This is a genomic window from Bifidobacterium jacchi (assembly GCF_009078285.1).
GTDB lineage: Bacteria > Actinomycetota > Actinomycetes > Actinomycetales > Bifidobacteriaceae > Bifidobacterium > Bifidobacterium jacchi.
This window is the reverse complement of the sequence record NZ_RQSP01000021.1, coordinates 18,698-23,585: the sequence shown is the minus strand read 5'-3', so window position 1 is coordinate 23,585 and position 4,888 is coordinate 18,698. Positions and strand designations below refer to the sequence as shown.

General features: G+C 62.0%; 9 protein-coding genes. All 9 read right to left on the bottom strand.

Annotation, left to right across the window (positions count from 1 at the left end; translation table 11 throughout):
- Positions 1-377 (bottom strand): phage major capsid protein (locus tag EHS19_RS06675; RefSeq protein ID WP_151917025.1); only part of this gene is annotated, 377 nt, incomplete at its 3' end.
- A 55-nt stretch (positions 378-432) separates the two neighbouring features.
- The gene (locus tag EHS19_RS06670) at positions 433-927 is read right to left on the bottom strand and encodes a helicase (RefSeq protein WP_151917000.1); all 495 of its coding nucleotides are present in this window, start codon (positions 925-927) and stop codon (positions 433-435) included.
- A gap of 88 nt (positions 928-1,015) precedes the next feature.
- The gene (locus EHS19_RS11575) at positions 1,016-1,147 is read right to left on the bottom strand and encodes a hypothetical protein (protein WP_277752789.1); all 132 of its coding nucleotides are present in this window, start codon (positions 1,145-1,147) and stop codon (positions 1,016-1,018) included.
- 117 nt (positions 1,148-1,264) lie between these two features.
- Positions 1,265-2,146, bottom strand: a complete 882-nt coding sequence (locus EHS19_RS06665) for a VG15 protein (protein WP_151916999.1) — start codon at positions 2,144-2,146, stop codon at positions 1,265-1,267.
- A gap of 15 nt (positions 2,147-2,161) precedes the next feature.
- The gene (locus tag EHS19_RS06660; protein ID WP_151916998.1) at positions 2,162-2,566 is read right to left on the bottom strand and encodes a hypothetical protein; all 405 of its coding nucleotides are present in this window, start codon (positions 2,564-2,566) and stop codon (positions 2,162-2,164) included.
- Positions 2,567-2,953: 387 nt separating this feature from the next.
- Positions 2,954-3,454 (bottom strand): hypothetical protein, encoded by a 501-nt coding sequence (locus tag EHS19_RS06655; RefSeq protein WP_151916997.1) that lies wholly within the window; start codon positions 3,452-3,454, stop codon positions 2,954-2,956.
- 57 nt (positions 3,455-3,511) lie between these two features.
- A complete protein-coding gene (locus EHS19_RS06650) occupies positions 3,512-3,814 on the bottom strand; it encodes a hypothetical protein (protein ID WP_151916996.1) in 303 nt (100 codons plus the stop codon).
- Entirely contained in the window at positions 3,811-4,206 is a 396-nt protein-coding gene (locus EHS19_RS06645; protein ID WP_151916995.1) for a hypothetical protein, read from the bottom strand. Before EHS19_RS06645 ends, EHS19_RS06650 begins: the two co-directional genes overlap by 4 nt.
- Positions 4,176-4,888 (bottom strand): DUF4417 domain-containing protein (locus tag EHS19_RS06640; RefSeq protein ID WP_206666333.1); only part of this gene is annotated, 713 nt, incomplete at its 5' end. The genes EHS19_RS06645 and EHS19_RS06640, both read right to left, overlap by 31 nt.

The window sequence follows — 4,888 nt, the reverse complement described above, 5'->3', positions numbered from 1 at the left end:
TCTTCTCCCACAGGTTGACCGGCTTGCCGTCGATCGTGATGGTCGACTGGTCGGACACGCTGGTCTGCAATCCCTGCGGGGTGCCCCGCGCGGCGGAACTGGTTGGAGAACGGGAGGATGACCGCGATGGTGTAGGGCACCATGTCCTTCTTGGAGAAGCCGACGCCGCTCTTGGGCTTCTCGGCTCCCTCCTGCACCCAGTCGGCCTCGGGGTCGCCGGTGATGATGGGCACGCGCACGCCCTTGCCCGGCAGGTTGATCTGCGGTACGAGCTGCATGAACGCGCTCTGATAGGTTGCGGTCTGCCAGATCTCCGCCTGGGTTTCCGGGGTCAGGTCCAGTCCGCCGGACTGGCGGTTCATGGTCGGATCTGCCATGATGAGTGCTCCTTTCGAGCTTGGTTGGAATGATTGGGTTATGCTGCGGGGGATCTCAGAAGTTGATGCGTTCGAACGCGTGGCGCAGGTCGTTCGCGCCCTTGGAGCGCGGGTCCTCGGGCTGCACGCTGCCGTCCGTCGGCTTGGGGATGCCGTTTTTCGGCATCCGGGACTCCACGTACTCGCTGATGGCCTTCGCGTGCGCCTGCATGGCCTCGAGGCTGTCGCCGACGATGAGGTTCGCGGGCAGGCCCGATTCCTCGGCGACCTGCGCACGCCATTCGCCGGCCTGTTTCTCGGCCTTCAGGGCGTCGAGCTCCTTCTGGAGCTTCGCGGTGCGCGCCTCGGCCTTCTGCGCCTCGCTCATCTGGCTTTCCTTGAGCTGTTGCAGCTCGTCGGCGGCGGCCTTGTTGTCCTTGGCGCGCTTCTCCCACTCGCGCGAATGGGATACGGCCTCGCGGTATTTGGCCTCCCAGTCGGTCTGCGGTTCGCCGTGCGGCTCCTGCACATCCTGCGACTGATCGGTGCTGTTGTTGGCGTCCTCGGCCATGATTCCTCCTAATGGTTGATACGGGGCCCGTTTCGGGCATGAAAAAGCCACCCGTGCGGGTGGCTGCGAACAAAAATGGTTATAAGGTCTAATCGGCTGAGGCCGCATCGTGCCGGTCGATGACGGCGAGCATGTCCGAAAGGAACGCGCGCAGCTCGCTCAGGTCGGGTTTGACCTTCACCGTGACGGATGCAGGCTCGACGGATTCAAGTTCATCCATGATCGGCTCCTTAAATGAGAAAACCACCCATGCGGATGGTCGAAAAATTTGCTAAAATATACATGTCTAGGCTTCTCTATGCGAGCCCATATTGGTTCAAAGAGTGAGAAGCCATTACTATTTCCCATCCGGCACTATCCTGCGAAGGTTCCCGTCGTAATCGATGAACAGCACCCATTTCAGTTTCCGGCGATATAAGGCCTGCTGGATGTACTGTTCGCATTCGTCTGTATCGATATGGCTCCTACCGGGGATAAGATGCAATGCGCAGGCTTGAGCCTGTTTGCTGGCGTCGCGCAAAAGCCTGTCGATGCTGTTGAACGATATGCCTTCCTTCGGGGATTTGAAGTCAATATCGACGCCATTGATGACACAATCTGCGGTTTTGACGCCTTCCTTGTTGCTTCTCTCTGGGAACCACAGAGAGAAGCCGTTCTCGGCAAGCACGTCCCGTGTCTTTAGCTCGTGGGATTTCAGTTCACGTTTGGCCCGGATGCTGGCATAGGACGCCGGTACACGCTTGCCATCCAGAAGCCATTGACGGTCACGCGTATCCATTTCGGCGGCGATCTGCCGTGCCATCCACTGGTCGAAGGTCTTCGGCTCGTCGTTCTCGTATCGGGGCGCGAACACGTCCTTGTATGTTTTCCGGTATCGTTCCTCGGTGAGCAGGTTCTCTATGGTGGCACGGCATGCGCTGTATCGCTCATAGAGCCTGTCGGGATCGTAGCCTTCGATCTTGGGGTTCTTGCCATCCCAGCTGGGGATCGGTTCGCAGTCGCAGTCGTTGTGGTAGTCGTTCATGTCGCCGCCGGCTGCTTCGGCGCTGGAGTACACGAAGCCGCGGGATGCGAGCATTATGCAGAACGCGCACGGTTTCGCGGACCCGCATACGCGCGCCCACTTCGGTTTCGTGGGGTCGATGGCGATGTTGCGCTGCATGGTGAGACGGCCGGCCGACGAGATCATGTCGGCGATGAACTGCTGCGCATCATCCACGTTCGACAGGTCCGGTCATAGGTCGTCGATGGTCACGCCGGACCGGGCGCGGCCTTCCATGACCTGCTTGTAGGTGAGTCCCGCGTAGTCGGTGTTGTTGAACCCGTGCTCGACCTGCCAGAGCACGCGCTCGGGGTCGACGAGCTTGCCGTGCAGGAACTCGGGCATCGGTTCGCTGGACTGTTCGGCCCATAGGGTGCGCAGTTGGTCGTAGTAGTCGTTCGCGAGCTGCGAGGCGTCGCGCGCGTACTCGTTGACGAGCTCCTTGAGGTCGAGGTCGCCGCGGGCGATGGCGGTCTCGATCTCGTCGGTGGCCGCGTCGGTCAGGTTATTCAGGTTGTCCTGATAGTCCCTCTGCGCCTGTTCCAGCAGCCGTTTGAGGTCCCGGCTGGCCGGCCGGCCGTTCATCGCCGTCGTCATTCGCGGCCTCCTCCGGTTGCTGTTGTTGGGATTGCAGGACGCGGGCCTTGAGCGCCTCGATATTCCGTTGGGCCTTCATGCGCTGCTGGTGGGCGCGCAGCGACTGGATCTCGTTAAAGGTCAGCCCGGCCTTCATGAGTCCCACGTCGCTGTCGGCGAAGTCGGCGTTGACGCCGGCGATCTTCGCGTAGTAGTCGGCGCGCGCCGCGTCCGACACCTCGCGGGTGGGGGCCCATACCGGGGTGTTCTCGATAGTTCGTCGTCTGGCAGGTTCAGGGCCATGCCGGCCACGTCCTTGAGTGCGCCGCAGTCCCGGCGGCCATGAGGAATCCGAGCGAGGCCGGCGTCGGGGAACACTTCGCCATGCCAGACCTCCCTCCTTCCCGGTCACTGCATGTCGGCCCATTCGTCGCGTGGATCCGGGAACGGCACCACCTTCGCGCTTTTCCGGGCGCGCGCTGGTTTCGGCTCATCCGCGACGATCCGCCACCCGTTGAGCCGCAGCCCCTGCGGGGTCAGGCCGATGGAGTCCGCGTACCGGCACAGGGTGGCCCGGTCCGCGGCCTTCGCGTCCGGTGATTCGCACAGCACGTACTGGCGCACGTACAGGGCGACGATATGCTGCAGATACTTGTATTGGGGGCGGGACCAGGCATACCCCTGCGGGTAGCGCCACAGCTCGTTCCACACCTCGCGTTCGCGCCTGTTCCATCGCTCCTCCTGCGACGGGTCGTCCTTCACGGCGTACGGAGGGAGAGGGAACTTCGGGTGAGGCCGCCTGTACCCGTTCGCGGGCAGGGCGAACAGGCCGCCGGCGCGCTGCTGGAACGCCTCGGACGCGGGGTCCGGCATGCGACCGGCCTTGGTTCGTGCTCCTCCGCTCGGCATGGCGTCACCTCCTCGGTGAGTCTTTGCGAGGGGCGTGATCGTCTTGTGTAGCCCCGCCTAGCTCTGCCACAGGTCGAATTCTCGATAGCAGTCGCGTATGGATCTTGTATGGTCGTCGAAGATCTTCTCGTCCGCAAGCTGCTCGAACGTGTCGTGGTCGTGACTGATCGGATCATAGGCGAAACCGTGCTTGAACGGTTCCAAATTGCATGCGAACCATCCGTCGTGGCCGTCGCCGGTGATCATGGTGACGAAATACTCGTGGCCCCCATAGTCGAACAGTGCCTCACAGTTGCCGTGGCACACTTGCGAAAACCATTCCCAGTCATCCGTGCGATACGGATACGTCCTGCCTGTCATGATCCGCTCCTGAATCTACGGTATTCCTCGTTGACCTTGTCGAAAAGGTTACGCTCTTCTGCGGTCATGGGACGGGGCTTGCCGCGAACCACTTTCGTCCCGGGGTATGTCCATTCATGCGTATGCGGCCCGAGCCCATAATGGTCCTGATAGTCAATCTGCGTACGCACTTTGCCGTCTCGCATGATCGATATGGAATGCATCTGGCCGTTGTCCTTGCGTATGGTCGCGTAGATGCGGTTCTCGCTTCTGGTCTCGATTGGCGCGGTCGTGCTCCTGCCGTCCCGTCGTTCCACGAATTTGATGTTGTCCACTTGGAGGAGGGTGCGGTATTCGCTGCCGTACGGCTTGCCGTTGTTGCCTACGCCGCTCGCCGCGCCCCTGCCTCCCATGTCTTCATCCTTTCGGTGACGTGGTTGTCGTAGCGGATCAGCGGCGTGCCGCGCCAGTCGAAGCCGGGCATCGGCCGGCCGTACAGGAGCACGAGGGACGGTTCCAGTCGTTCCAGCGCCGCTCTCATGCCATGTCGCCACAACAGTGATGCAGTACGGTCCGTGATCGCCCCGATCGTGCTCGCGGCCACGACCGAGTGAGCCGGCAGCCCGTCGAACGCGAACGAATACGATTCCGGCGTGCTCCACTGCAGCGTCGGGATCACGCTGATGCCATGCCGTTGCCAGTGGGCGCCCACCAGGCGTGACCGGTACACGTTGTACGCCTGCTGGACGATCGGCATGTCCCGGTACAGGCTGAAATCCGGGGTGAGTGTGCATCGGAACGGGGCGAGCATGCGCCCGTAGCGGGCCGGCTCCCTCCATACCCGCTCGAACTGGTAGTCCTCGAGGAAGAAATGCACGCCCGCATCCACCAAGCCGTCAGAGGAACGGGTGAGCGCGTAGTTGAAGCCGATCAGATCATCCGGAACCACATCGCACGGCTCCAGCATGGGCATGTCCCACTCGCCGCACAATTCCAGACCGTCGAGCAGGGCGAGATTGCACGCGCCCATCGAACGCATCCGGTCGGCACGCCCCAACTGCGCCTCCTGAAATGTTTGAAACGCGAAAACCTGCG